At 59.2% G+C, this 26,353-nt stretch carries 21 protein-coding genes; 9 read left to right on the forward strand and 12 right to left on the reverse strand.

The window, feature by feature from the left end:
* Positions 1–157: 157 nt before the first annotated feature.
* From HU144_RS03750 to dnaA, 4 genes are all read right to left on the reverse strand, one after another.
* On the reverse strand, positions 158–670 hold the full coding sequence (locus HU144_RS03750) for a DUF721 domain-containing protein (protein ID WP_235350204.1): 513 nt from the start codon (positions 668–670) through the stop codon (positions 158–160).
* The gene (recF, locus tag HU144_RS03755; protein ID WP_135447369.1) at positions 667–1,791 is read right to left on the reverse strand and encodes a DNA replication/repair protein RecF; all 1,125 of its coding nucleotides are present in this window, start codon (positions 1,789–1,791) and stop codon (positions 667–669) included. The genes HU144_RS03750 and recF overlap by 4 nt, the downstream gene beginning before the upstream one ends.
* Positions 1,792–2,931 carry a DNA polymerase III subunit beta gene (gene dnaN / locus HU144_RS03760; RefSeq protein ID WP_235350205.1) on the reverse strand — a complete coding sequence of 380 codons (1,140 nt, stop codon included), beginning with the start codon at positions 2,929–2,931 and terminating at the stop codon, positions 1,792–1,794.
* Between the two features lie 541 nt (positions 2,932–3,472).
* A complete protein-coding gene (gene dnaA, locus HU144_RS03765; RefSeq protein WP_096168401.1) occupies positions 3,473–5,107 on the reverse strand; it encodes a chromosomal replication initiator protein DnaA in 1,635 nt (544 codons plus the stop codon).
* A gap of 415 nt (positions 5,108–5,522) precedes the next feature.
* On the opposite strand from dnaA, the gene rpmH reads away from it, so the two are divergent.
* From rpmH to HU144_RS03800, 7 genes are all read left to right on the forward strand, one after another.
* On the forward strand, positions 5,523–5,660 hold the full coding sequence (rpmH, locus tag HU144_RS03770) for a 50S ribosomal protein L34 (protein ID WP_009882743.1): 138 nt from the start codon (positions 5,523–5,525) through the stop codon (positions 5,658–5,660).
* A 2-nt stretch (positions 5,661–5,662) separates the two neighbouring features.
* The gene (gene rnpA, locus HU144_RS03775; protein WP_143922743.1) at positions 5,663–6,028 is read left to right on the forward strand and encodes a ribonuclease P protein component; all 366 of its coding nucleotides are present in this window, start codon (positions 5,663–5,665) and stop codon (positions 6,026–6,028) included.
* Positions 6,029–6,110: 82 nt separating this feature from the next.
* Positions 6,111–6,365 carry a membrane protein insertion efficiency factor YidD gene (gene yidD, locus HU144_RS03780; protein WP_328284315.1) on the forward strand — a complete coding sequence of 85 codons (255 nt, stop codon included), beginning with the start codon at positions 6,111–6,113 and terminating at the stop codon, positions 6,363–6,365.
* A 171-nt stretch (positions 6,366–6,536) separates the two neighbouring features.
* Entirely contained in the window at positions 6,537–7,496 is a 960-nt protein-coding gene (gene yidC / locus HU144_RS03785) for a membrane protein insertase YidC (RefSeq protein WP_235350206.1), read from the forward strand.
* Positions 7,497–7,505: 9 nt separating this feature from the next.
* Positions 7,506–8,087: a Jag family protein gene (locus HU144_RS03790; protein ID WP_235350207.1), complete on the forward strand. Its 582-nt coding sequence runs from the start codon at positions 7,506–7,508 to the stop codon at positions 8,085–8,087.
* Positions 8,080–8,718, forward strand: a complete 639-nt coding sequence (gene rsmG / locus HU144_RS03795) for a 16S rRNA (guanine(527)-N(7))-methyltransferase RsmG (protein WP_096168433.1) — start codon at positions 8,080–8,082, stop codon at positions 8,716–8,718. The genes HU144_RS03790 and rsmG overlap by 8 nt, the downstream gene beginning before the upstream one ends.
* Positions 8,719–8,784: 66 nt before the next feature.
* Positions 8,785–9,681, forward strand: coding sequence for a ParA family protein (locus tag HU144_RS03800; RefSeq protein WP_096168406.1), 897 nt, complete (start codon positions 8,785–8,787; stop codon positions 9,679–9,681).
* A 375-nt stretch (positions 9,682–10,056) separates the two neighbouring features.
* On the opposite strand, the gene HU144_RS03805 is transcribed toward HU144_RS03800, so the two are convergent.
* Positions 10,057–10,212: a hypothetical protein gene (locus tag HU144_RS03805; protein WP_235350208.1), complete on the reverse strand. Its 156-nt coding sequence runs from the start codon at positions 10,210–10,212 to the stop codon at positions 10,057–10,059.
* A 79-nt stretch (positions 10,213–10,291) separates the two neighbouring features.
* On the opposite strand from HU144_RS03805, the gene HU144_RS03810 reads away from it, so the two are divergent.
* On the forward strand, positions 10,292–11,434 hold the full coding sequence (locus HU144_RS03810; RefSeq protein ID WP_235350209.1) for a ParB/RepB/Spo0J family partition protein: 1,143 nt from the start codon (positions 10,292–10,294) through the stop codon (positions 11,432–11,434).
* A gap of 3,322 nt (positions 11,435–14,756) precedes the next feature.
* Here HU144_RS03810 and HU144_RS03815 read toward each other — a convergent pair.
* The 7 genes from HU144_RS03815 to HU144_RS03845 all read right to left on the reverse strand — a co-directional run bounded on the left by HU144_RS03815 (position 14,757) and on the right by HU144_RS03845 (position 24,635).
* Complete coding sequence (locus HU144_RS03815) at positions 14,757–15,845, reverse strand: peptidoglycan-binding protein (RefSeq protein ID WP_235350210.1); 1,089 nt, start codon at positions 15,843–15,845, stop codon at positions 14,757–14,759.
* Positions 15,846–15,996: 151 nt separating this feature from the next.
* The gene (trxA, locus tag HU144_RS03820) at positions 15,997–16,314 is read right to left on the reverse strand and encodes a thioredoxin (protein WP_101618919.1); all 318 of its coding nucleotides are present in this window, start codon (positions 16,312–16,314) and stop codon (positions 15,997–15,999) included.
* A 145-nt stretch (positions 16,315–16,459) separates the two neighbouring features.
* Complete coding sequence (gene trxB / locus HU144_RS03825; protein ID WP_198397941.1) at positions 16,460–17,458, reverse strand: thioredoxin-disulfide reductase; 999 nt, start codon at positions 17,456–17,458, stop codon at positions 16,460–16,462.
* Positions 17,459–17,666: 208 nt separating this feature from the next.
* The gene (locus tag HU144_RS03830) at positions 17,667–20,150 is read right to left on the reverse strand and encodes a virulence factor MviN (protein ID WP_235350211.1); all 2,484 of its coding nucleotides are present in this window, start codon (positions 20,148–20,150) and stop codon (positions 17,667–17,669) included.
* Between the two features lie 25 nt (positions 20,151–20,175).
* A complete protein-coding gene (murJ, locus tag HU144_RS03835; protein WP_235350212.1) occupies positions 20,176–21,789 on the reverse strand; it encodes a murein biosynthesis integral membrane protein MurJ in 1,614 nt (537 codons plus the stop codon).
* Positions 21,790–21,792: 3 nt separating this feature from the next.
* Positions 21,793–24,150: a DUF6049 family protein gene (locus tag HU144_RS03840; RefSeq protein WP_235350213.1), complete on the reverse strand. Its 2,358-nt coding sequence runs from the start codon at positions 24,148–24,150 to the stop codon at positions 21,793–21,795.
* Complete coding sequence (locus tag HU144_RS03845; RefSeq protein WP_096146167.1) at positions 24,147–24,635, reverse strand: NUDIX domain-containing protein; 489 nt, start codon at positions 24,633–24,635, stop codon at positions 24,147–24,149. The genes HU144_RS03840 and HU144_RS03845 overlap by 4 nt, the downstream gene beginning before the upstream one ends.
* A 120-nt stretch (positions 24,636–24,755) precedes the next feature.
* On the opposite strand from HU144_RS03845, the gene HU144_RS03850 reads away from it, so the two are divergent.
* The gene (locus HU144_RS03850) at positions 24,756–26,288 is read left to right on the forward strand and encodes a CCA tRNA nucleotidyltransferase (RefSeq protein WP_235350214.1); all 1,533 of its coding nucleotides are present in this window, start codon (positions 24,756–24,758) and stop codon (positions 26,286–26,288) included.
* The last annotated feature ends 65 nt before the right edge of the window (positions 26,289–26,353 follow it).

Raw genomic sequence — 26,353 nt, forward strand, 5'->3', positions numbered from 1 at the left:
GCGCCACGCCCGGAAATGCCCGTAAGCGGCCCATTAAGGTGCATTTGCGGAATTTTGAAGCCTCAGATGTACCCCCGGGCACGAACGGGACCGGCTATCGCCGTTTAAGGCCCTCTATGGTTTTCCAGATCTGCCGCAGTGCAGACTCGGAAACTTCTCAGCCGAAGGTGTCCCGTGGCCCACGTCCGGACACACTGCGCCGACCCCTCTTGAAACTGCGTCCTCGTGGCCCGCGGATCTCAATCTCCGTGATCGTCTGCGAGCCGAGACCAGCCTCCAACGCTCTGAGGATCGTGGGCTTGAGCACCCGCAGCTGAGTCGCCCATGTCGTCGAGTCGGCGGCGATGATGAGCAGCGGAGGAGAGAAGTCGACGGGTTTGCAGTGCATTGCGACCTGTTCTCCCACCAGATCGGGCCACCGGCCCAGCACCTTGCCGATGTCGATGGAAGACGACCAGCCTCGGGCGGAGATCAGCTTTCCCAGCGCCGATGAGATCGCCGCAGGGTCACGTTTGTCCTTGCCCGGCGAGGAGTAGATGGCTTCGCCTCGCAGTCGTGACCGGCGGCGGCTGCGGACGAACTTCGCCTCGGTCGCTTCCATCCGACGCACCCGGTCAAGAGCTTCAAGTGCTGCGACCGGAGTTGAGGTGTCTTTCTCGATCCCGCTCATGGGAGCAGACGCTCCTGAGCGATCCTTCGGCCCTCAAGCCCTGTGGGCAGATCTCCGTCGACGGCTGCGGTGATGAATACCTGCTCAGCTTCAGTGATCCGAGAGGCCAGTCGGTTCCGACGTCCAGTGTCGAGTTCGGCGAACACATCGTCGAGGACAAGGACCGGCTGTTCGGCGGCCGACCCGGCATCGGAGCTCAGCAGATCCCATCCGGCCAGCTGCATGGCAAGAGCCAGCGACCAGGTCTCGCCGTGTGAGGCGTAGCCCTTCGCCGGATGGTCGCCGATCGTCAGAGCCAGGTCATCACGACCGGGACCGTGCAGGGTCAGACCCCGTTCGATCTCTGTGGTGCGTCTGCGCTCGAGGGCAGCCAGCAGCAGCTCCCGGCATTCGGCAGCGGATTCGGCCTGAGAATAATCGATGCGTGAATCGTAGCGAGCCTTGATTCCTTGACGTTCCAGTCGAGCATCGGCAGCGATATAGGCGAAGTTCTTCTGCAGCGGCTCGACGATATCGGCGAGGATCCTCTGCCTGCCGTACACCAGCTCGGAGGCTGAGTCCGCATAGGCCATGTTCCAGATGTCCAACGTCGCCTCGAGGCCGGGGTCGCGATCCTCGCGCAGACGTTTGAGCAGTGCGTTGCGCTGCTTGAGAGCACGTTCGAAATCTGTGATCACCGAGGAATAGCGAGGATTGCGGGAAACGACCAGGGTGTCGATCCATGACCGTCGTTCTGCTGGTTCGCCCCGGACAAGGCTGAGATCCTCTGGTGCGAATACGACACAGGAGACGAGTCCGAGTATCTCCTTCATCTTCACCGGGGAGCGGTTGACCCGTGCCCGGTTCGCGCCCTTGGACTGGATCGAGACTTCGACCGTGGCATGTCGCTGATCACGGTTGACGAGAGCGGACACGGTTGCCGTCTGCGCGGATTCATTGACCAGCGGCGCATCGAAGGCAACTCGATGAGAGCGCAGATGAGCCAGATACCCGATGGCTTCGACGATATTGGTCTTGCCGGTCCCGTTGTCGGCCACGAATGTGGTGACCCCGGGTTCGAACTCGAGGTCGAGCTCGGGATAGGACCGGTAGTTACGCAGCGAAAGTCGGGATATCCACATTCAGATACGCGTTGGCATGAGCAAGTACCGATACGATTCGTCGGCCGACGATTCCAGATCTCTCTGACCCGAGATGATGACGGGCTTCATCGGCTGGGTGAACGAGAAGTTCACGTACGGGCTCTCGATGGCAGCGAGACCTTCGGCGATGTAGTGAGGATTGAAGCCGACTGTGATCGGATCCCCCTGCAGCACAGCCTCGACGGCTTCCGACGCTTGGGCATCGTCGCCGGTTCCGGCGTGGAGTGTGAGCATCCCGTCGCTGACCTCGAAGCGCAGCGGAGTGTTCCGTTCGGCGACGAGGGAGACACGACGGACAGCTTCACGCAGAACACCGGTTTCGACGATCGCGTGGATCGGCACGGAATCAGGGAACAGCGAACGAACCTTGGGGTACTCACCTTCGACGAGGAGTGAGGTTGTGACTCGGCCCGCCGAGGTGAAGGAGATGAGATCCTTGCCTGCATCGTTGCTCAGACCGATCGTGACATCACCGCCGAGTGACTTCGAGACGTCGGAGAGAGTGCGTCCGCGCAGAAGTGCGACAGCGGAGACGTCGGGACGTCCGGGGTTCCAGGTGAACTCTCGGACAGCGAGCCGGTAGCGGTCGGTGGCCAGAAGTGTGACCTTTTCGCCTTCGATCTCGACGCGAACGCTGGTCAGGATCGGCAGGGTGTCGTCTTTCGACGTTGCGATCGTGACCTGTGAGACGGCGTTCTGGAATTCACCGGCTGCCACGGTCCCTGAGGCGTCGGGGATCTGAGGCAACGACGGGTATTCGCCGACAGGCATCGTCATCAGTGAGAACCGAGACGAGCTGCAGGTGACATCGACCTTCGAATCGATCTGCTCGAGCGTGACTTCCTGGTTCGGGAGGGCCTTGGAGATGTCGGCGAGGAGTCGGCCGGAGACGAGAACAGTGCCGGCGGTCACGACATCGGCTGCGATCTCGACTCGGGACGAAACTTCGTAGTCGAAGACGGAAAGACGTACGGTCCCACCAGCCTCGGCGGTGATGAGAATACCGGTGAGCACTGGTGCGGAAGGACGACTGGGGAGGGTCTTGGTAGCCCAAGTCACCGCATCGGCAAGGACATCGCGATTGACTTTGAACTTCAGGGGAGATGCTTCGGCGTTCACTTTACTCCTTCGGGGCGACCACCCGACGTATTCAAGACACTGGCTTGACGTTGCTCGGAAAACTCTACACAGCCTAGCGGAAATCTCAGCGTCGGGGCATCGAGCTGACAACAACATGATCAGCCACAGGCTCTGCTCAGATCAGGACCTGAAGGATCTCGCATTCGAGAATCGGCTGTGACCATGTGTTCGAATACTCGAGAGTGGTCGAAGTGTGTGTCGAGCTCTCCCTCGAGAGCTTCTCGACCGAGCCGATGCAGTCGGTGGCGGTCACCCTCTTACAACTTCAATTCATGGAGTAGAAGTATTAGCACCTGTGGAGTTTGTGGACAACCAACGGTTACGCCCTAGTAATCAAGGGCCGAGCGACCTCCGAGGGTGTGGATCCCCTGTGTACGCACACACATGCTTCGGTGGGCGCTTGGGTAAGCACATCCATGTAGTTCACATCCGTCCACTCACTTCGTGGAGTTATCCACCATTCTATCCCCAGGTTACGTGGCTTGTCCCCATGGTTATCCACAGATGTGTATACCGCGTTCTATAGGCGATGTTGCTGTTTAATGCGGTTTGTTAACTCGGTGACCTGAGTGTAGACCGCCCGTCGTTCAGCCATCTGAGTTCGAATCTTCTTGTTCGCATGCATCACGGTGGTGTGATCGCGGCCGCCGAACGCCTGTCCGATCTTCGGCAGCGACAGCTCCGTGAGTTCACGGCACAGGTACATGGCGATCTGGCGAGCAGTGGTCAGTGTCCGTGATCGGGATGTGCCGCACAGGTCATCGAGGGTGAGGCTGAAGTAGGCAGCGGTCTGCCCCATGATGTCTGCAGCGGTGATGGCTGGGGTGTCGTCCTGGGTGATGAAGTCCTTGAGGACGGTCTCGGCCAGACTGACGTCGACCTGTTGATCGTTGAGGTTGGCGAAGGCCGTCACACGAATGAGAGCGCCCTCGAGCTCGCGGATGTTCGAGGAGATCCGCGAGGCGATGTATTCGAGCACGTCATTGGGAACATCAAGGTGTTCGCCGGCCGCCTTCCGACGCAGAATCGCAAAGCGCGTCTCCATGTCGGGGGGCTGCACATCGGTCAGGAGGCCCCACTCGAAGCGTGAGCGCAGTCGCTCCTCGAAGCCCTTGAGCATCTTCGGAGGCTGGTCGGAGGTGATGACGACCTGTTTGACCTCATTGTGCAGGGCATTGAATGTGTGGAAGAACTCTTCGACCGTCGCATCCTTGCCCTGCAGGAACTGGATGTCATCGATCATCAGGATGTCGACTTCGCGGTAGCGACGCTGAAATGCCGGTCGCAGGGAGTTCGACGTCTTCGACGAACCGATCGTGTTGATGAAGTCGTTGACGAACTCTTCACTCGAGACGTATTTCACTCTGATCTCGGGGAACAGCTGTGTCGCGTAGTACCCGATCGCGTGCAGGAGGTGTGTCTTACCCAGCCCCGAATCGCCGTAGATGAACAGCGGGTTGTAGGCCTTGGCCGGTGCCTCGGCCACGGCGAAGGCCGCAGCGTGGGCGAATCGGTTGGACGCCCCGATGACGAAGGTGTCGAAGGTGTACTTGGGGTTGAGCTGGGCGACGCCGGGAACCTCGACCGGTGGAGTCGACTGGGCGGCGGTCGCCTCGGCGATCTTCATCTCTCGCGTCGTCCTTTCCACAGGCGCCCCGTTGCTGGGCGCTGGCCCGGTGTCCTCGTACCTGGGCGTCTGCGGCTGCGGATGTGGCGCGCGGTTGTAGGGCCCCGGGGTCTGAGGCGCAGCGGTCGCGGTCTGTGACGGTGCATAGGCCGGAGACCCGGCAGATCCCATCGCCGAGGTGGATGTCTCCGGATCGATTTCGATGGGTGATCCCGGGGTGGGTTCCCCGATGAGGTCTTCGAACCTGATCGGAACGTCCAGTTCGGGATCGACGACGAACCCGAAGGTCACCTCGAACCCAAGAACATGAGAGAACTCCCTGGTCAGAGGACCGAGGAGGCGAGTCTCGATGGTTCTGCGCGTGTGTTCATCCCGGACAGCAAGCAGGACCAATGCGTTGTCGACGAGAGCCTTGGGCACTGCAAGTGAGAGGAAGCCCCTCTGATGAGCGGTGAGACTGGGGTCCTGATCCAGGGTCGAGACCACCGTCCGCCATTGGCTGATGAGCTCATTCTTGGAATTCGACACCGTCAATCTTCCTCCGTTTTCGTAGTTTCCTATTGGCATGGTCCACACCTGTGTATGACTTCCACATAGTTTTCCACAGTTTGTGGAGAACTGACGAGTCATCCCAGCAATCCTCCACATTGGTGGATAACCATGTGGAAAACTACACGCTTGTTACTTGTGGACGACCGCCGATGTGCAGAGGATGAATTCCGGCGAACAGTTCACGACAGTGACGTGAAACATTGACATCGAGTTTGACCAGGAACTTTGACCTTGGCTAAGATGGAGTGTCCTGTGTACCGGGCTTCATCCGATTATCTTGAATATCTTTTGGCTCTTATGCACAGGAGTGCTCGGCGGTCGAGACTCGTACCGCCGTTTTTTGTGAGAACGCACCGTCGTTCGACCGCAACCTAGAAATCGGAGACTTGAAGTGAGTAAGCGTACTTTCCAGCCCAATAACCGCAAGCGAGCCAAGAAGCACGGCTTCCGTCTGCGCATGCGCACCCGTGCCGGCCGTTCGATCCTGGCCGCACGTCGTCGCAAGGGACGTGCCGAAGTCTCGGCATAAGTGTGATCACCGCGGCTCACCGGATCCGCAGCGGAGACGACTTCAGAAGAGTCTTCAAAGCTGGCGTCCGTGTGCGCTCGGACCATTTGATGGCACACAGCCTGATTGATAGTGATGATTCCCACGCTGCACGCGTGGGTTTCATCGTATCCAAGGCCGTTGGAAACGCCGTTCGACGGAACCGAGTGAAACGTCGTCTTCGAGAGATCATGCGAGTCCGGCTCGACAGCCTTGATCCCGGTGCTCTGTTCGTCATCAGAGCATTGCCCCAGGCAGCAGAAGCCGACTTCTCCGTGCTTGAGTCCGAGGTCACGATGCTGATGGACAAAGCGCAGAAGAAACTAGAGAGCCGTGGACGCCGAACATGATCTGAAGCACCCCTCGGAGGTGCCCCGCAGACCGGCCGGTTTCTGGCCCACAGTCTGGTGGGTGATCCGAATCGGGCCGCGCATGCCATTCGTGTGGTTCATCAGAGCTTATCGAATCGTGGTGTCTCCACTGTACGGACAGGTGTGTCGGTACTATCCCAGTTGCTCGATGTACGGCCTGGAGGCCTTCGAGATACACGGAGTTCTCAAGGGAATGGTGTTAACTGGGTGGCGAATACTGCGATGCAATCCTTTTTCCCATGGCGGGGTGGACCATGTTCCCGGTTCAGCGCGCCGGGCCCGCTCAGTTTCAATGCATGACGAAGATGGCCGCTGACAATCGTGTCGTGTGAGCAGCAGATGTTCAGCGCGCCTGTGCATCACGACATTCCGGTGGCTGACCCCTCCGGTGCACGCGAGAGCAGGACCCGTGGTTCTGTGTCGCGAAGACCCGCGAACAATGGCAAAATGAACGATCGTGAAGAATCGTTGTAACGAGGAGTACTGAATGGACTGGATGGACAAGCTGCTCTACCCGCTGCAGTGGGTAGTTGCTTGGATCCTCGCGATCTTCCACGAGATCTTCACTGCGATCGGTCTGCCAGCAGCCAATGGCTGGACCTGGGTTCTGTCGATCGCCGGGCTGACCCTGGTGATCCGTGCAATCCTGATTCCGCTGTTCGTCTATCAGATCAAGTCCCAGCGGAAGATGCAGCTGCTGCAGCCTGAGATTCAGCGCCTGCAGGCTAAGTACAAGGGCAAGAAGGACCAGTACTCGCGTCAGGCCATGGCCGAAGAGCAGATGAACCTGTTCCGCGACAACAAGACCAGCCCATGGGCTTCGTGCCTGCCTCTCCTCGTGCAGATGCCGATCTTCTTCTCCCTGTTCCGTGTCATCCACAACATGCCGGACGTGGCCTCCGGCTCGGTCGGAGCGATCGGCGGGTTCACTCAGGAGCTCGCGATTCAGGCCGAGCAGTCTTCGGTCTTCGGGATTTCGCTGTCGGCGACGTTCATGTCCGATGGTATTGGGGTCAAGCTGCTGACCGGTGTTCTCATCGTGATCATGGCTTCGACGATGTTCATCACGCAGAAGCAGATGATGGCGAAGAACATGTCTGAGTCCGCTATGGCGAACCCGATGATGCAGTCGCAGAAGATGCTCCTCTACGTGATGCCCCTCGTCTTCGGCATCGGCGGCATCTACTTCCCGCTCGGCGTTCTCTTCTACTGGCTCGTCTCGAATACCTGGACGATGTGCCAGCAGCACGTGGTCATCCGCAATATGCCGGCCCCAGGCTCCAAAGCCGAGAAGGAGATGCTGGAGCGGAAGGCTCGCAAGGGCAAGCCCGTTCAGCAGCCTGAGATCAACGGCGGCACCGACACTGCTGTTGAGCAGACCCCGAACCAGAGCCGTCAGCGGCAGCAGCCGGTGAGCAAGAACCGCAAGAAGAACAAGAAGCGCTGAGGAAGAACCATGACTGAAGAGAATGTCGACACGACTGTTGATGAGACCGTCGATGAGACTGCCGACGCGGGTGCTGCGGACAGCGGCACCGAAAAAGATGCGAAGCCGACGAGAGCCGAGCTCCTCGAAGAAGAGGGCGAGATCGCAGCGGACTACCTCGAAGAACTGATGGACCTTGCCGACATCGATGGCGACATCGACATTGATGTCGGAGACGGGCGCGCACAACTGTCGATCGTCTGCGAGGACGACGATGATTCCAACCTGCGCACGCTGGTCGGCCGAGAAGGCAAAACCCTCGGCGCACTCCAGGAGCTGAGTCGACTGGCAGTCCAGACCAGCACCGGTCAGCGATCCTGGCTGATGCTCGACATCGACGGCTTCCGCAACAACCGTCGCGACGAGCTGATCAAGCAGGCGAAGCGCGCAATCGAAGACGTCAAAGGATCGGGCAATGAATTCGCTTTCAAACCGATGAACAGCTTTGAGCGAAAGATCATCCACGATCAGGTTGCTCAGGCCGGTTTGGTTTCGGAGTCCGAAGGTGAGGGTGACGGCCGGCATGTACTCGTCCGTCCCGCCCATGACTGACATTTCCGCTCTCGAAATTCCCCCGGCAGGCACCGAAGAATTCTTCGGAGATGCCTACCCCGCAGCTAACCGGTATGCGCAGCATCTGGCAACCACCGGAATCGAATGGGGACTGATCGGCCCCCGCGAGATTGACCGGCTCTGGACCAGGCACATCCTCAACTGTGCTGTCGTGGCTGAGTTCATCGATGACAGTGATGTCGTCGGCGACGTCGGCAGCGGCGCTGGTCTCCCAGGAATTCCGATAGCCCTGCTTCGTCCTGAAACGCAGGTGGTTCTCATCGAACCGATGGAGCGCCGAGTCGAATGGCTGAAGATGGTCGTCGATGATCTTCAACTGGACAACGTTCGTATCGTCCGAGCTCGCGTCGAAGAGCTCGTTGACGAGGAGATGTTCACCGTTGTGACATCGAGGGCGGTCAAGGCGATGACAACTCTCATCGAATGGACTCATGAAGTGATGGGTCCTGATGGACGGATCCTGGCCCTCAAAGGTGCCTCTGTCGAGGCTGAACTGGCGAAGACGAAGAAGCTGCTGAAGCGATACCGACTGTCTCAGCCGAAGATTCACATCGTTGACGGCGGAATCCTCGAAGTGCCTAGCCGTGTCGTCGAGATAGTCAAGAAATAGTACGAAGTAGATTTGGTCTAGGCTGAGTATAGCTTTGTGAAACCAATGGATGATGGAGTGCGCCGAATGCCGATCATGGACGAGTCGTCTCCCATAGGTGCTGCAATCGCGCGTGACAATCGACGCGCCGATCGACTGTCCCAGGTGAGTTTTCCAAAACCAGACTCTACCCGGATCTTCACGATCGCCAACCAGAAGGGCGGCGTCGGGAAAACCACGACCGCTGTGAATATCGCTGCTGCGCTGGCGAATCAGAATCTCAACGTGCTGCTCATCGACATCGATCCCCAGGGCAATGCCAGCACTGCCCTGGGCATTGACCACTATTCTGAAGTCACCAGCATCTACGATGTGATCATCGATGACGTACCGATGCGTGAAGCCGTAGCGCAGTGCCCGGACTTCGACTCTCTCAGATGTGTGCCGGCGACTATTGATCTTGCCGGGGCCGAGATCGAGCTGGTGTCTCTTGTCGCTCGAGAGCAGCGCCTGCAGAGGTCCCTGAATGTCTATCTCGATGAACAGGCTGCGGCAGGAAGTCGAGTGGACTACGTCATCGTGGACTGCCCTCCGAGCTTGGGCCTTCTGACAGTCAATGCGTTCGTCGCCGCCCGCGAAGTGCTCATCCCAATTCAGTGCGAATACTATGCGCTTGAGGGCTTGAGTCAGCTGCTGAAGAATATTCAGCTCATCCAGAAGCATCTCAATCCGAAATTGGCGATCTCCACAATCCTTCTGACGATGTATGACGGGCGGACCAACCTCAGCGCCCAAGTAGCCGATGATGTACGGACTCATTTCCCTGAGCAGGTCCTGTCATCCTCGATTCCACGTTCCGTGCGCATTTCAGAGGCTCCGAGCTACGGACAGACTGTCATTTCGTACGACCCCCATTCCAGTGGCGCTTTGTCCTACCGGGAAGCAGCCGAAGAGATCGCACAACGAGGAGTAAATCGTGGCTGAACGCAGGAAGCGTGGATTGGGACGTGGTCTGGGCGCTTTGATTCCGGATGCGGCGTCAAGCGACCGACCAGTCGACGTGTTCTTCTCCGGTGGCGAGCCTGAAGAGGCCAAGCAGACGACAGAAGAGCCGAAGGCGCCTCGGGCCGTTCGCACGGATCCTGCAGCCTCCATGCAGTCCTCACGCAGGCGCAAGCCTAAGGCCGGAGCGTCATCCGCGTCTTCGACGTCGAAGTCCACTAAGGCGGATGCACCTGCTTCTGAGTCGTCACCGGCTAAGAGCACCGCTGCGAAGAGCACAACTGCGAAGAGTGGGCCAGCGAAGAGCGCTTCTGCGAAGAAGGCAAGTGGCTCAACCTCGTCCAAACCCGCCGCGTCTCAGACAACGGCGAAGAAGGCCGCTTCAGTGGCGAAGTCCGCGACTGCTGAAGCCAGCGCAGCGAAGGCCGGAGCGTCTGGTAGTTCTTCTGCGAAGTCGACGCCTGCGAAGTCGTCGCCTGCGAAATCGAGCGCTAAGACCTCGACAGGAGCCAAGACTGCAACTCATGCGTCGAGCACCAAGGCGGCGAGCGAGGCACCCGCGACCGACCCTGCAGAGCGTACAGCGGAATCGGTGCTCGACAGCACAGCCGATATTGAAGCACCTTTCGTTGAAACTGCTGAACCTGACGTCGAAGCAACACCTGTGGACTCGACCGCAGATCGAGCTGGCGAGGAGTCGACACAGGCGGACGATGTTCTGGAGACCCATCCCGGGGTATACAGGTCAGGCCATGAGGTCTTCGATGAGGCTCGACAGGAGACCGCGGCAGATGAGCCGTCAACTACAGATGAAGTGTCTGTTGCGGCCGAGCCCTCGCCCGTATCGTCGAAGCCTGCCTCCGCCAACGAAGATGACGACTCGGTAGCGAACGAGGATATTGGAATCGCGGGAGTTGATTCGATCCCCGATACAGAGTTCGGCGAGATCGATGTTGATCGCATTGATGCCAACCCTCGTCAGCCCCGTACCTTCTTTGACGAAGATCAGCTCAGTGAACTTGTACACAGTATCCGCGAGATCGGTGTGCTGCAGCCTGTCGTCGTCCGACAGAAACCGAGTGACCACGAACGCTTCGAACTCATCATGGGTGAACGTCGTCTTCGGGCGACGAAGGACGCAGGTCTTTCAACCATCCCTGCGATCATTCGTTACGTTGATGACACAGACCTCTTGCGGGATGCTCTGCTTGAGAACTTGCACCGAGCAGAGCTGAACCCGTTGGAAGAGGCCGCTGCCTATGGCCAGCTGCTCGAGGACTTCGGCTGCACTCAGGAGGAACTTTCCGAACGGATCGGACGTTCTCGCCCACAGATTTCCAATACTCTTCGCCTGCTTCGGTTGCCTCCGTTGGTGCAGCGGCGTGTAGCTGCTGGTGTCATTTCAGCAGGACACGCTCGTGCGATCTTGGGACTTCGCGAGCCGGAGCACATGGAGATTCTTGCTCAGCGCATTGTTGCAGAGGGACTCTCTGTGAGAGCGTCCGAAGAAGCTGTAGTGCTTCTTAACCGTGGCGACTCGATGAATGTTTCACGTGCAACCACCCGCGTAGACCCTCAGTTCATCGAAGTTGCTGAGCGCCTGGGTGATCGTCTTGATACTAAGGTCAATATCACGGTCGGAAAGAAGAAAGGCAAGCTGAGCGTGGAGTTCGCCAATCAAGACGACCTCGATCGTATCCTCAGCTTGCTTGGGGTTGAGCAGCCGGCGGAATAGCTGCCGCAAATTGTTTGAAGTTGGGCGGGTGAGGATGGCTTTGTTCATCGTCACCCGCCCAACTCCTATTCAACCCCGTTCAGTTGGGTGTCGCCGCTAGTCTAGGAAAATCCTCTCGCCGAATTGCTCACGTCCTACGCGGCAAGGCTACGATTATTCCCTTGGTCGGTTGACTACCATTCCGAGAGTGTCGAATCGGAACTGTTGCTATTAGCTATCCCGTCTGGTGTCGGCGGCATTTGATATTTGCGCATAGACGTATAGGCGGCGGGATCGGTCGGGTTGTCTCGCCCGTTTCACGTGAAACAATGGCAAGTCCAACTCTATAGACACTGAACTTATCTACGTGTCCGCCCATCTCGGGCAACTTTCCGCCGATCGCTTCACTGGCGGGAGCACTCAGACGTGGCCATAATATCCGTTACGCGAGCTCTCTGGTCGATCTAAGAGACGTTTCTACCCAATATGCAGAGGCAGCCGTCTGCGAGACTGCTCGGTAAGGCATGTTTCACATGAAACGGCCAGCCCCAATGACTGTCCGCCATCCCGTCTAAAGCCTTCCCCGAACATCTCACGCTGTGTAGGCCAACGTGAACCCGGCTCTTCGGGCCCAAATGAAATCAACTTAGCTATTGATCTTAATCTGCTGACCAGGGGTGACGAAGCAGAACTCGACTTTCTAAAGCTGATGCGTACAGGGTGTCTGTATGCGCGATTTCGGTCTTGTGTCTATTGTCGTGTGCGGTGTGTATTGGTTCCACGTAAATCGTCTGTCGTCCTCACACAAGCCTTTTCGGCGGGTGCCAGCAACGAGACAGGCCCTCGAGCATCGGAGCAGGGGCCGTTGGCGACGCTGCACCGATGGCCATCGGCGGTTCTGAACTGGGTTCCGGTGCGGTTCCGGTCGAGCAGTATGCCCGCATCGTGAAGACCATCAACTCGAAGGACCACATTTGCCGCGACGTCGTCCGCTACTGGCGCTTCGTACTTCCAATATTGCATCCACCGGGTAGGTTTCACGTGAAACTACCTATCGGTTTGTCTCCTGTCTTACCTGGGTAGGATCTGTCTAGCGCGTGTATTGTGTCGAATGCAGCGCAGATATCGTCTCCGGCTGTCCCGTTTTCTACATACGTCCTTCACCTCATGTGACGTATTTACTTACAGGAATGGCGATCGTATCCGCGGCTCGTTCGCAACGGCTAAATGCTCGGCCCCATCGTCGACAATACGGCGTTAATACATCGAGCAGGGTGGGCGAGAGAAATGAACGTTTCACGTGAAACATGTTTCATACGAGACATTGAATATCCTGTTCGTCGCTGGCAATTTCGGGATTGAGGAGCTGTGACCCGATGGAACCAGCATCGTTGGCGTTCCGGTACGAGCTACGTTTTTGGTGGCCGTGATTGGTTTGAAACGTATTCGCTAGCAAGCAGTACGTCCTTCTTAGCTTGATTATCTTAAACCGGATCGAACGTTTGGGCGGTCCTTCTACGGTGCTGTCCGTCCTCCGAAGTCTCGCTGAAGCCGATGTTTCATGTGAAACAGCTGCCTTCTCAATCTACGCGGGCACAAATCATTTCGCGATCACCAAGGTGGTGTTCGTATTGAACGCCGAACTCCCTTCGATCTTGCGTGAGCATGGAGCAGATGCAGCCCTCATATCGGGGATGCTTAGTGCCCCTGTCCAATGCTTGACATTGTACAAACGGGGATAGTTCTCAAGGACCTCGGAATATACCATTCGGCTGCTTGTGGTTGCCCGTTTCTCAATCGTCTGTCGCCACGTGATTAACAAGCTTTGGACCTGTCGATGATGCGACCTATATTGTGGTCAGTGTTTCACGTGAAACAAGATCGAGGTGTGCTTGAATAGGCGCGTCGACGGCTGAATAGTCTGGGTGCACTAACCACTAAACGGTGACCGTGGAATTGCTAAACGCCGTCCTCATGCTATCTCCTTGTCCATCTTGCACTTGAGCATGTTTGTTTCACGTGGAACAAGATATAGTCTGGTCACCGCTAGCGGATACTTTTATCATCTCGGATCGGGCATGGTCATCGGCACGACGCACGTGGGATGAAGTTGATGATAGTTTCACGTGGAACAATCCACTTCAATAGGCAGATGACGGCCGAAATCACGGAATATGAGTCACGCAGTATTGCATGCGGACATGCTCGCCCATAATGTCGCGTCTGTCCCTTGAGTCGCAGCGTCCTCGAGGGCCCGCGCCTTTTGGGCCGGCTTTGGGCAGGCAGGACCTAGTACGCGGCGTGCAGGTACAAGGGACTTGAAGGGCACATTGTGATGCATGAGTTGGCAAGTACTGTTTCACGTGAAACACGGGCGAAAGGCACTTTAGCCAGTCGATCTCAACGTAATCTCGCAACCTGTGTCGTGACGATACACCGTATGAAACAGCTCGATGAGGCATTCGTGGGTCCGGCGTGAACCAGTGAGTATTCGATGGCAGGGTCGCAACATCTTATAGACGACAACTGAAACATCTATTGGTCGCGATGTTGGGAACCCTCGGACAGATGGCTTGTCGTCTGTTTCATGTGAAACAGCAGCCAAATATGTCGATCGTGGGTCGTACATCGGTGGCCAGCTGTACTTGGAGAAAAGACTGCTATTTGGGGTGTATCCCTCAATGTGCTGTTTGGTGCCGGTGTTGTGCCCGCTACGACTCGATATCGGGATGAGTTGTACATATTGCTGCGCTCCCTTGAGCTCCGTCTCTCGGGCTGTGTACTCCGTGCGATTCATGTTCCACGTGAAACAGCGTTCGGGTGAGTCGGTAAGAGGGCAGGTGTGTATGATCGATGTCGACACGTGCCCCGTGCACATCGGCCAGCAGCCGGTAATGCACCCATTGGACACTTCCGCAGGGCTACTGGGGCTAGCCATGGCATGGATTGCTAAGCAGGCATATGGTGGAGCATCGGTGCTGATGAACATGTACTAAACGAGGACAGCTGCGGTCTGAGGATGTCCTCGAACCTCGGCAAACTCATCGAGCTGGTCAGATCGACTTTAACCGCGTTGGTGGGGCGCGATAGATGAGTGCTTCGATGTACTGTCTCATTGTTACCGGCACGGATGGACCTGGTACTCCGGAATGATATTTTCGGCGATTGGTAACTCAAGGTCGCGGCCAAGAATCAACGATTACCGTTCTGGCAGGGAGGATAGAAATCTGCGACCGAGTGAGAGGCAGCGGATCGAAGCAAGCGAGGGACATAGCGCCATCTACCGAGTCAGGGTGAGGGCTATCGAGCTCGCGTTTCACGTGAAACGTCAGGCATCGAGTTTCTAACTGTACGCTTTGATCTGCGCGAGGCTGAGAGTCCCCGTTTCAGGATCCGAGTCCTCGCGGACGTATAGTCTTTGTAGGCCAGCCGCGATGCCGTCAGCAATCGCATCTCGTACGTTGGCATCTTCGAGGTTATCGAGATCGTCTGCATTGGTGAGGTAGCCGGCGACTACGTGAACCTTTGGAGTGCGGAGCCGCTTCAGAGAAGACCATGTGCGAGCATGGCTCCTGCAGTCTCTCATTCCTGTTCGGGCAGCGAGTTCGCTTTGAATGAGTTCTGCCAGACGTGCGCCTGTCGGGGAATTGATGTCTGAATGAGTCTCGTGTCCGAAGAAGAAGGTCGCGATTCCGTTAGCGTCTTTGGACTTATTGATGTCCGCGGTCACCGTGATGACGGCAGAAGCACCGAGTTGGTCTGCCTTGTTGACCTCGACGGCGTCACCGTTGAGAACGACTGCTCCTGCACCGACAGCCTCGAGTCGGCCGGCAAGTCGGGTTGCTATATCGGTGGTGATACGCCGTTCGGTGTCGGCCTGCGCTTCCGTCATTGGAAGAGTCTCGAAATCTACAACTGTAGTTGCGGCCTCGATGACGAACGTGCGTCCGGCGAGCGAGGTCCCAGAAGCTGCAACTCGTGCTCGTTCCTCCAGAGCAAAGAGATTCCCGGTGTCCTGTTTGCGGTCAATTGCGTCGAGCCCGCGCAGTGTCTGTGGCCCTGCTACTCCGTCGACCTTGGTGCCGAGACTCATCTGCAGCTCTTTGACGGCGGCGTCAGTGACTGCTGAGTACTCTGCGTCCATGCGGCCTGCGTAGAACCCAAGACCGGCGAGGGTTCGCTGCAGTCTGAGTACATCGTCGCCTGTAAGGACTCTCACCGGGTCATAGCGGAGGACACGGTCTCCGAGTTGATATCGAGCCCGTTCGAGCTCTGAAAAGGTCTCTGTGCCCATCACACCGTCACAGAGAATCCCTCGCACCTGTTGGAACTGCCGGACGGCGAGCTCGAAGGTCCGATCGAACTCGACAGATTCGGCTTGGCCGACATTGAGCCCCAGACGAGCCATCTGAGATTTGATGTTGGGCAACACCTCAGAGCTGGTCCCGCGTGAAAACGGCGGGTGTGGGTTGTGAGTCAATGCGATGCCAATCTGCTGTGCGAAGTTCTGAACGTGTTCCTGTCTGCCATCTGGATAGACCTAAGGCGCCTGTTGATCGTACAACAGGCGCCTTAGAACATGATCAGATGAAGTCGGAGAGCTCATCCTCAAGCGCCGGCTTGGGCCGTGCACCGATGATAGTCTTTGCTACTTCACCATCCTTGAAGACGTAGAGCGCAGGAATCGAGGTGATTCCGTACTTGCTCGCCGTCTCGAGGTTTTCGTCGGTGTTGACCTTGACCACGTTGAGCGTCTCAGTGTTCTCTTCCGCGATCTGGTCAACGATCGGGCTGACCATGCGGCAAGGGCCGCACCATGGAGCCCAGAAATCGACGAGCACTGGCTTGTCGGACTTCAATACGGTCTCTTCGAACGTGGCGTCAGTGACTTCTGTCGACATGACCAACCTTTCTCTTAATAATGTTCTCTAGCGGAAACAGCCGTTGTGCAGGATTCATTCCCCAACGCCGTTCGCAGGCCTTCGTCGGGTCAGTTGAAGGGTGTGCTTCGTGGCGGTTGGTGTCAACCGACTTATGTCTGTCTGGTCAGGACGCAATCGGCGCTGGCGCCTGTGAAGCCTCGGCGGCTGCTACGGCCTCGGCCTGTTTTGTCACTGCATCGAGATCAGCCAGGTAGTGCTCGGCATCGAGGGCTGCCGAGCAACCTGATCCCGCAGCCGTAATGGCCTGCCTGTAGACGGAGTCGATGACGTCGCCCGCGGCGAAGACACCTTCGATCGCTGTCTTGGAGGTTCGCCCTTCGACGTTGAGGTAGCCATCGGAACGCAGCGAGAGCTGATCGCCGAAGAGACTGGTGCGGGGATCCGAGCCGATTGCCACGAACAAGCCAGTGACCGGCAGCTCAGACGTTTCGCCGGAGACAGTGTTGCGAACTGTGAGACCAGAGAGTGAGTCTTCGCCGTGGATCTCGGTGACTTCGCTGTCGAGGAGGTATTCGAGCTTCTCATCGGCGGCTGCCCGATCCTGCATCGCCTGTGAGGCCCGAAGTTCTTGACGACGGTGGATGAGAGTCACCTTGGAGGCGAACCGAGTGAGGAATGTCGCCTCTTCGAGGGCCGAGTCGCCGCCCCCGACAACAGCGATGTGCTGGTTTCGGAAGAAGAAGCCGTCGCAGGTGGCACACCAGCTGACGCCATGGCCGGAGAGCTTCTTCTCATTGGGAAGGTTGAGCTCGCGGTACGCCGAGCCGGTGGCGAGGATGACTGCCTGAGCCGTGTACCTGGCTCCCAGCGCAGTTTCGATCTGATGGGCACCGGGCTCCAGCTTGAGGGTTGCGACATCGTCGTAGATCACCTCGGCACCGAACTTCTCAGCCTGCTCGCGCATGCTCTCCATGAGTTCTGGACCTTGTACTCCGGCGGGGAAACCGGGGTAATTCTCAACGTCGGTGGTGTTCATGAGCTCACCACCTGCTGTCACAGAACCTGCAATGACCACGGGCGAAAGGTTCGCACGAGCCGCGTAGACGGCCGCGGTGTATCCGGCCGGCCCCGACCCGATGATCACCAATTGTGTATCAGTCATGTGAAAATTCCCTGTTTCTGCTCGCTGTGTACTCGGTGTCCCGCTCGATGGCGGCACGGATTGACTATCGTACGTGTAACGGTACGGCGGTTGCGACTATTCCGCATCTGGCTTCAAGCGATGTACGCCGCATCTCCCAGGCCCGGAGTCGATCTCTCAGGCTGATGTCTGCTCGGGTTACCGAGGACCGTATGCCTGGATCGGGCTCTTATTTGAAGTCGACGGTGTTGATGATGGCACGGAAGCCGCCTTCGTCCTGGGGAAGCTCGGTCACCCAGAGAATCAGGTTGTCCGTCTCAACGTCATCATCAAGTTTGATGGTGACGCCGTCAGAGTCGAATTTGCCCTCGCCGACCTTCTTTGCATCTTCAGGATCGGAACCATTGCGAATCTCGAAGGACCCGCCCGAGTTCGAGGACTTGACCTTGACTTCCTTCACCGTCGTCTTGTCTTCGAGTTCGAAGTGCAGTCCAACGCCGGACTTCAGGTTGCCGAACGATGCCGAATTGTAGCGGTCGGTCCGCCATGAACCGTCCGTATTGGGGACAACGTCTTCGGCCTTGTCGTCGTTCTCCTCGTTGTCGCCTTCGGGGTCCAACGCCTTGACCGTATCGATCTTCGGCGGATCTGCTTTGGGTTCCTCTGTCTTCTTGTCCTTGCTGTCCTCAGGCTTGGCCGGAGCCGAGGTTTCGGCTGCCGTTTCCGGTTCGTCGTCGCCTGAGGTGAAGTTGAAGACCGCAATCGAGATCACGATGGCTGCGATGACTACCAGCGCAAGGACCAACCAGGCGAACGGCTTTCGCGTACTCGACGGGTCATCATCCGGGTTGCCGCCATTGTCGGCAGATCCACCGCCTGCCGCCGGACCGGCAGCCGAACCGCCAGCCGCCGCAGCGCCGGATGCCCCGGCACCCGTACCACCTGTCGTTGCTCCAGCGGCAGCCGACTTGGATTTGGTTGAAGTCCTCTTCTTGCCCCCGGAGTCAGCGGATTTGGAGGCTCCAGCTGCACCCACTGCTCCAGCTGCCCCGACGCCGGCTGCCCCTGCGATGCCGGCAACTCCGGCTGATGAGGCTCCAGAATTGTCGTCCGACTTCTGCTCGGGCGAGACTGCGGCAACGGGCGCAGTTGAACGAGACGAATCGGTTGGTGACTCATCGACAGCAGTGGGTGAAAGCCTGCGCACCTGTTTGGGAGGCTTTGCGGCGTTCGCCTCTTCTCGTTTGGATGTCGAGGCTGCCTCAAGCGCGGCGATGCGCCGGCGTGCTTCGTCTTCTTTGGCCTTGGCGATGCGTCGTTCGCGTTCGTACTCGCGCAGCTGATGCTCGCGCTGCTGCTCATGCGTCTCGAACATGCCGCCGAGGAACCACGACCCGTCATCCTCATCATCCATGATGACGCGGGTATCGTTATCGTCCTCGGTCTCGTCAACTCCGTCCTCGGACACGATGTCGAGGGCCTGGGTGTCGGGGTCCGAATCCTGGGCGTCACGATTCATGATCGGAGACGTCAGATTCTCGTCATATTCATGGTCGGCGTATGCGGAGTACTCCGAATACGTCTGTTCAGGCTCCCACTCCTCCCAGTCCTGGGCGGCGTTGTCGAGCTGATCCTTGCCGATCGGGAAGCTCGAGGCCTCACGCATCTGCATACGGTCGGCATACTGCCCCGTAGTCTTGCCGACGACTCCCACAGCCAGTCCGCGAGTTCCCGGACGGGTGATGCCGATGCGAACCAGAGCCGCTTTGACCTGGTCGTCGCTGGCTGTGTTCGCAGTGGACGTACCCATCGACGTCGATCGTGGTGCGGGTAGGCTCGTCGCCTCGTCGAAGCTGCGCGGCGACTGGTTGAAGACACTGTCGTTGTCGAGTACCGGTGCACGGTTGACGTAGCGCAGGAGCTCGGCATCCCACTCGTCGAGGTAGCCCAATACTTCGGCTACGGAGCCAGGGCCTGGATCGGTCCCGGTGAGGATGCCGCTGACGAAGTCATCGAGTTCAGCGGAGATATCGGGATTGAGGCTCTTGGCCCTCGCAATACGGGAATTCTCGCGCCCTGCTGCAGGTATGCCGTTGAATGGCTCGTCGGTGGGCCAATAGCCGGTGATGGCGGCATAGAAAAGCCGGATGAGGCCCAGGGCATCCTCTCGAGATGCCTTCGTCGGTGTGTAGTCCTCGGGGCGGATGACTCCCGTGCCCAGGGCCAGAGCGGCATCGATGCCGATGCCGGAGACCAGAACGGTGCCCTTGGTCGTGATGCCCACCGTGTTCGGACGCAGGAACATATGGAACAGGCCGCGTCTGGCGGCCGTGACGAGAACTGTTCCGATCTCGCCGATGAGAGCACGGGCGGCATCGATGGGAAGCGGTGACTTGGGCAGGATCTCGCTGAGTGAGGTGACGGCAATGCGCTTGGACACGACATAGTCGAGTCCGTTCGAATGACCGACGTCCAACGTCGGGGCAATGCGATGATCGCCGAGGATGGAGACCCGTCGCGCTGCTTCGAGAACATCCGTGGATCCATCGGCATCGGCGACGTGGATGAGGACGGGTTCGTCGAGAATGGCGTCGAGCGCCGTGCACACGGCGCCCGCCTGTGGATTGTCCTCGAGCCACCGACGGTCGACCGTTGATACGACGTAACGACCGGCAACGACCATGCCGGGTTCGATATCGATCAGGGTGACCACCTCCAGAGGGGCTTCAATGCGCAGGCTATCTTCTTAGTTTTCCAGCAACCACGCCAATAATCGAATGCAACTCTCTGACTTTCAGCAAATAACATGCTCCCAGGAAGATGATGAGCATGACCGTACCGACGCCCGCGGCAGAGACGAATGCCTGCCACCAGCCGGACAATGCGAAGTCCGGGAAGAAGAAGAGAAGCCCATAACCGGCCAATCCAGCAAGCAATGCTGCTGTGAAGAACTTCGCATGAGCGCCCAATATCGTTCGAATGTCGATTCCGCCCACCCGTTTGGACAGCAGCCAGAAGGACAGGATCATAGCGAACAGATAGCCCAGACTCATCGTCAGACCGATGATGGCGACCGTGACAGATTTCGGGAAGATCGATGCAGAGAGGACCGCCAGGGACTGGAAGATCACCTGCGGGAGTTGGATGAGGAACGGTGTCTTCGCGTCTTCATACGCGTAGAAGACCCTCTGCGCCAGGTAGTTGGCGCTGAAGGGGATGAGGCCGAACACCATGGTGGTGATCACGAGGCCCACGGCCATAGCCTGTTCGCGGCCATCGCCGGAGATGATCATCGCCACAGGCGACGCGAGAACGACGAGAGCTGCGACAGCAAACGAATTCACGAAGCCGACCATGCGCACGCCCATGGAGAAGTCGCTGACGACCGCCTTGGTGTCCTGGTTGGCAGCGTTTCTGCTCAGCGAGGTGAAGAGCGCCGTGGCCAGCGACACCGCGATGAGTGAGTGCGGAAGCATAAAGACGAGATAGCTGTAGGAATATGCCGCGTTCGAGGCATTGGCCTCCCCAGGCACGGATGCACCTGCGGCGACACGGGAAATGACGAGGAACCCGAGCTGCCCGATGAGCATCGCGGCGAAGGTCCAGAATGCGACCTTGCCGGCGGTGCCGAGTCCGACCCCGCGGAAGCCGAATGTCGGCTTGTATTTGAAGCCGATGCGTTTGAGCGGCCAGATCAGGATGAGGGCCTGAGCGACGACACCCAACGTGGCCGAACCAGCTAGGAGGGCGATCTTGCCCGGAGTCCAGGTACTCAGATCATGAGAGGAGGCATCATCTGTGCCGAAAGTGAGGATGAAGATGCCGAGGCCGATGATGGCGACGACGTTGTTGAGCACAGGTGCCCACATATATGGACCGAAAGATGATTTCGCATTGAGCACCTGCCCCAGCAGCGTGTAGAGGCCGTAGAAGAAGAGCTGCGGCAGGCACCAGAATGCGAATGCCGTGGCCAGGGCCATCTGATCCGGCCCCCACCCGGAGGAGTAGAGCCAGACGAGGACCGGAGCCCCGAGGGTCGCGATGATGCTGACGACCGCAAGGATCATGAATGCCAGAGTCAGCAGACGGTTCGTGTAGTCCTCGCCTCCGTCCTTGCGCTTCGACGCGCGGACCAGCTGCGGGACGAGGACGGCGTTGACCACACCGCCGGCCAGCAGCATGTACAGGGTGTTGGGGACCTTGTTCGCGACATCGAAGGCGTCGGCCTGGACCGCGGTGACTCCGATCGCCAATGCGAGCAGGAAGGCCTTGACCAGGCCCAGCACACGCGACGTCAGTGTGCCTGCGGTCATAATGGCCGAGGACTTGGCCAGCGCTGAGAAACTGGACACGCTCTACCTCGTTTCCGATTCGTCGTTCTGCGCGCGGGCCATCGCATCGGCCAGCTGCTGTTCGGGGATCTTCCTGCGTCCGCGGGAGATCGTCTTGATCAAGCCGATCACGAACACGGCGGCCAGTGCCAATCCGACTACGGCCGTACCGATGTTCTCCCAGTCGGCGCGCACCCTGACGAGCAGTGTCTCGTTCTTCGGCAGGACGACGTCATCGGTGGCGACCATCTCGATCGTCGTCGGGACGTCTGCGTTGGCCAGGCCTTCGACGGGAACGTCAACGCGCATGGTCTCCTGGGAGGGCACGACGACTGTCTCGGTGGGCTCGGCCCGCAGCTGGGGGGTCTTCGGCTTCATCCGGATGCTCATGGTCGCCTCGGCGGGCGAATCGTTGACGATCGTCACCGGGATGGTCGTCTCCTCACCGGTGACCAGCAGCACCGAGGAGCCCTTCTCGAGGTAGAGGCTGTTCCTCACCTTCTCACTCGAAGCCTGGGCATCGTCGGCGCAGCTTTTCGCGCTGCCCTCCAGGGTCCACGCGACCGAGGTGCAGCTGAGCAGCTCACGGTCCAGCCGTGTATTCGCACTCGCCGGGTCAGAGAACACACTGTTGAACTTCTTCTGGGTCGCCCGGGTCTCTGCGAGGCTGTGGACTGCCTTGGATCCGATCGCCTTCGGATCCGCTCCTGACTGCAGCAGCCCGCGGGGCACGGGGTCGGTGTCGAGGAGATCATCGATGCCGGACGGATCCACCCAGGGAGCGTCCGCGACGGACTTGACCGTACCCTCCCAGTTCGCCGAGGCGGCCGTACGCGGCATGGGCAAGAGCAGGTGTCGTGTCCGGTAGGGGGACTCCGCCTGGATCGCGGCGGTTGTCGCGACCAGTTCTGAGATGCCCGAAGCGGGATGATCGGAACCGATGATCTTGGCGCTCTGCTGCGCCAGAGCCGTATCGGTGATCAGAGTGTCGATCGAGGACTGTGCATCGGCGGTGATGCGAGTCTTCGAGTGGGCGTTGTCGTGGACCCCTGCCAGCGATGGCTGCTGATTGTTGCTGAGGATCACGGTCTGATCACCGGCCTTGGCGAAGTCAGCGAGCTGATCGCGCTGTGCGGAGCCTGCGACTGGCCAGGCGATGTCGGTCTTGGCCTTCGGCAGGACATCCTTGACCATCTGCCTCTGTTTCTGCGCGAACTTGCCCAGACTCTCCAGGTCACTGTCCACCAGCGACGCCTGGTCGGGGTCGCCATAGGGCAGAGCGATGACGGTGTGTGACTGCGCTTCGGCAAGGAAGTCCTGGTACCAGGTGTCGAGGCGCTTGCGCTGCTTTTCCTCGGCCTCCGCCTCGTCGGCGCTGAGCCCATCGGCGCCGCCCTCGTCATTGGAATTCGCTTCGGGGTCGGTGTCCTGGGCATCGGGTCCCGTGGTTGCCGTTTCCGTGCCCTGCGGCGAGGGTTCTTCAGACTCCTCGGGATCTGATCCGTCTTCCTCTGATGGTTCGGCCACAGCCGATTCGAAGGAGGCGATGATCCGGGGGTCGAGGGCGATTCCCACTCCGGGAGTCTCGAGAACGTTCATGATCGACGTCAGAGAGCCGTCCTTGCCGATCGCCTTGTCGAGGTCGTCGGGGGCGATGATGCCGTCAGAGGTATGAGCCGGAATCGTCACCGGGGCGAGCATGCTGATCTTGGTCTTGTCGAACTTCGGGCTCGGGTACCAGGTGGAGAAGCCGACTTCGGAGGCGAGTCGCCCGGTGGCATCGCCGAGCTGCACGCTCAGTCCACGCGGGCCCCAGTTCGAGACCGGAGATGACTTCTGCAGTCCGAGATCATCTGCGGGGACGGAGATCGTGAATTCTGCGGAGGACCCGGCCGCGATCTCATCCTTGAACGTGGTGTCCACCGCAGTCATCGGGTCGGAATCTCCGGTTGAGCCCTCCTCGGCTTTCTTGCGGGCGTCGGGACCGTTGTTCTCGAGGTCGGCGATGCTGCGGTTCTGAGATTGGTCGGTCTTCCAGCTCTCGATCTTGCGTCCGGAATCGAGCTTCTGCATCGACATCGCCAGATCCAGATCAGGATCGGAGATCGCCTCATCCGTGGGGTTCGTGATCGTGCCGCGCACCTTGAGTGTGCCCTTTGCATCGACCCAGGGCGTCACCTCGTCGAGGGTGATCGCGACTTCGGAGCCACCGGACTTGCCCTCGCCCGAGCCCCCGTCCGCTGAGGTGCCATCGGCGGCGGTCGAACCGGCGGCGGCTGCGGGGCTCGACCCCATGAGCGGGATGACGAAAACTGACCCTGCGAGCAGAAGGACTGTGCTCAGCAGGGCGAGGAGGAAACGCATATGGCTGATGGGTTTCACTGCTCCAATCGGGCGACCATCGGACGGGCGGCGGCAACGATGCGACGCTCATTGGCGAATGAGAGCCGGGAGCGCAGATCGTTGAACGGAATCCACGCTGCGTCGATCGCTTCCTGGTCAGGATCATTATCCACGGTCAACGTCCCAGACCGTGCACGCAACAGGAAGTGGTGGACGAGTTTATGGATGCGGATTCCGGTCACCGTGAACCAGTAGTCGACGGTGCCGAGGGGGCAGACTATCTGCCCGAGGATGCCTGTCTCCTCTTCCACCTCACGGCGAGCCGCCTCGGCGGGGGTCTCAATTCCTTCGAGGTGACCCTTGGGAAGGCACCATTCGATCCGTCCTGCCCGGTTGATCCGGGCGATCACGGCCACGGTCAGTTCCGGGCGTGTGAAGTCGACGACGATGCCCCCGGCGGATATCTCCTCTACCGTGGTGCGACGAGACGCTCTGGGTCCCGGCTTGGGCATCGGTGTGGTCATTCTCCTACCTTAGTAGGCGATTCTTGGAAGTGTCGTGGGGCGCGCTCCCGGTAGGCTGGACTCGGCTGTAGATGAGTCGTCTCCGATTGGAACGAACACGGTAGAACACGAAGGAGCTCGGTGGACCCGAAGACCGCGCACGCCCGTCTGTACGACAAGCTCGATGAGCTCGAGAACATCCTCGGGCCCTTGGGCAAGCGCTTCGCCGCGGCCGGATTCGAACTCGCGCTCGTCGGCGGCTCCGTTCGCGATGCACTGCTGGGCCGTCCGATGCCCGATCTCGACTTCACCACAGATGCGCGCCCCGATGACATCCTCTCCCTCATCTCCGACTGGGTCGACACACATTGGGACATCGGGCGGGAATTCGGCACCATCGGCGCGATCAAGTCCGGTGTGCAGATCGAGATAACGACCTACCGCGCCGAGGCCTACGACCCGGATTCGCGCAAACCTACGGTGAAATTCGGCACAGATCTCGACGCTGACCTGGTCCGACGCGATTTCACAATCGGTGCGATGGCGATTCGCCTGCCCGCAATGACCTTCGTCGACCCGTTCGAGGGCTTCAACGACCTCGTCGAGGGTGTCATCCGCACCCCGGGCACGGCCGCGGATTCGTTCTCCGATGATCCGCTGCGCATGATGCGCGCTGCCCGTTTCACCGCTCAGCTGGGTCTCGATCCCGTCGCCGAGGTGGAAGCGGCGATGCGTGACATGGCCGATCGGATTGCGATCATCTCCGCCGAACGCATCCAGGTGGAGCTGTTCAAGCTGATGACCGGCATCGACCCGGCCGCGGGCATCGATCTGCTGGTGCGCACCGATGTCGCCGATCATGTTCTGCCCGAAGTCGCAGGTCTGCGACTGGAGACCGATGAACACCACCGCCACAAGGACGTCTATCAGCATTCGCTGACCGTGCTGCGCCAGGCTGTGGAGCTCGAAGAGCAGTATGCGGCCAAACAGCGCGAGGCCGGGTTGAGCTCTGATGACCCCAACCACCTCGTCGTGCCCGATTTCACTGTCCGCTTCGCGGCGCTCATGCACGATGTGGGCAAACCTGCGACGCGCAGATTCCTGCCCGGTGGGGCTGTCACCTTCTATCACCATGATGCCGTCGGTGCGAAGCTGACCGCGAAGCGGATGAAGGCGCTGCGCTTCGACAAGGACACGACCAAGGCCGTCGGCCGCCTGGTCGAACTGCATCTGCGTTTCTACGGCTACGGTGACGCCGGGTGGACCGATTCTGCGGTGCGGCGCTATGTCACCGACGCCGGCCCGCTGCTCTCGCGACTGCACATCCTCACCCGCGCGGACGTGACCACGCGGAACAAGAAGAAGGCTGATCGGCTCGCATTCGCCTACGACGACCTGGAGCACCGGATCGAGAAGCTCAGCGAACAGGAGGAGCTCGCCGCGATCCGCCCCGACCTCGACGGTCGGCAGATCATGGCCATCCTCGACATCACACCCTCGCCGCTTGTGGGCAAGGCCTACAAGCACCTGCTCGAGGAGCGGATGGAGCACGGCCCGCTGGGACCTGAGCGTGCCGAAGAGGTTCTGCGTCAGTGGTGGGCCGAGAACGGGCCTGCGGAGGTTGATCCCGGAGAAGCTGGGCCCAGCGACGTTGAGCCCGGCGAGCAGTCCTAGTCTCCACCCCCGCCTGTTGTCGTCCTCACACCAACTGATAACTTCGTAATTCGCGTATGTTTGTG

Origin of the sequence: Brevibacterium sp. UCMA 11752 (genome assembly GCF_021532235.1) — a bacterium.
In the GTDB taxonomy this organism is placed as follows: domain Bacteria; phylum Actinomycetota; class Actinomycetes; order Actinomycetales; family Brevibacteriaceae; genus Brevibacterium; species Brevibacterium antiquum.

Excerpts from the sequence above, each read along its gene's own strand:
- HU144_RS03750 (WP_235350204.1), bottom strand. The coding sequence starts at position 670 with ATGAGCGGGATCGAGAAAGACACCTCAACTCCGGTCGCAGCACTTGAA.
- recF (WP_135447369.1), bottom strand. The coding sequence starts at position 1,791 with ATGTGGATATCCCGACTTTCGCTGCGTAACTACCGGTCCTATCCCGAG.
- yidD (WP_328284315.1), top strand. The coding sequence starts at position 6,111 with ATGCCATTCGTGTGGTTCATCAGAGCTTATCGAATCGTGGTGTCTCCA.
- yidC (WP_235350206.1), top strand. The coding sequence starts at position 6,537 with ATGGACTGGATGGACAAGCTGCTCTACCCGCTGCAGTGGGTAGTTGCT.
- HU144_RS03790 (WP_235350207.1), top strand. The coding sequence starts at position 7,506 with ATGACTGAAGAGAATGTCGACACGACTGTTGATGAGACCGTCGATGAG.
- rsmG (WP_096168433.1), top strand. The coding sequence starts at position 8,080 with ATGACTGACATTTCCGCTCTCGAAATTCCCCCGGCAGGCACCGAAGAA.
- HU144_RS03800 (WP_096168406.1), top strand. The coding sequence starts at position 8,785 with ATGCCGATCATGGACGAGTCGTCTCCCATAGGTGCTGCAATCGCGCGT.
- trxA (WP_101618919.1), bottom strand. The coding sequence starts at position 16,314 with ATGTCGACAGAAGTCACTGACGCCACGTTCGAAGAGACCGTATTGAAG.
- trxB (WP_198397941.1), bottom strand. The coding sequence starts at position 17,458 with ATGACTGATACACAATTGGTGATCATCGGGTCGGGGCCGGCCGGATAC.
- HU144_RS03845 (WP_096146167.1), bottom strand. The coding sequence starts at position 24,635 with ATGACCACACCGATGCCCAAGCCGGGACCCAGAGCGTCTCGTCGCACC.